The sequence below is a fragment of the Vibrio sp. SG41-7 genome, from assembly GCF_014164465.1.
Lineage (GTDB): Bacteria > Pseudomonadota > Gammaproteobacteria > Enterobacterales > Vibrionaceae > Vibrio > Vibrio splendidus.
Window position 1 is genome coordinate 1 of the sequence record NZ_JACJFF010000322.1, and the last position, 808, is coordinate 808.

An 808-nucleotide genomic window follows, 5' to 3' on the forward strand; every position below is an offset into this window, starting at 1 on the left:
CTTATTTGAGCCGTATAATTTCTGGCAACCCACGGCGAGATTTCGAGGGTGACCACGCTCCCAGAAGGCTGCCCCTTCTCTTGGGGGAATAAGCGCAATGGCTCCCTTAATCTTAATAGCAGCGTGACACGCTCTCGTGTCGTAAGCGCCATCACCAGACACCTCAAGAATACTTCGGTGTGTTTGTTTCAGTAAGTTAGGGAGTACTTCTCCATCTGTAACCGTCGATAAACTTAGCTCGGCGGCAATGATCTCATGAGTGTTGGTATCGACGGCAATATGAAGCTTTCGCCAGACTCTACGCTTGCCATCCGTCCCATGTTTTTTGACTTTCCATTCACCTTCGCCATAAACCTTAAGGCCAGTAGCATCAATAGCTAGGTGCTGTATCGCTCCTCTCGTTTTAGTCTTAAATGAAACCTCAACTTGCTTGGCTCTACGACTGATGCAGGTGTAATGCGGACAACTTAACGGTACATGGGCTAACCTAAATATCGAGTCGATAAATCCTTGAAGCGCTCTCAATGGCATAGAAAAAACTCGTTTCACCATGAGTGCTGTCGTGATAGCTAAATCACTGAACCGACGCGGCCTCCCGCGCTTATTCTGTTTGCTTTGCGCCCATCCGCTTATTGCTTCTTCATCAATCCAAAAGGTCAGAGAGCCACGGTTAATGAGTGATTGGTTGTATTGCTTCCAGTTGGTTGTTTTGTAACGAGGCTTAGGCATAGGGCTACGAGAGAGGGTGGAGGTAGCTGATCAGATCGTAGGTTCTTGATTTAGTTCCATTGAATTACGCAACAAAGCC

The 808-nt window shown here is 47.3% G+C and carries 1 protein-coding gene; it reads right to left on the bottom strand.

Annotated elements, in window-relative coordinates; genetic code table 11:
• Positions 1-729 (bottom strand): IS5 family transposase (locus H5300_RS26915; protein ID WP_182797378.1); only part of this gene is annotated, 729 nt, incomplete at its 3' end.
• Positions 730-808 lie beyond the last annotated feature (79 nt).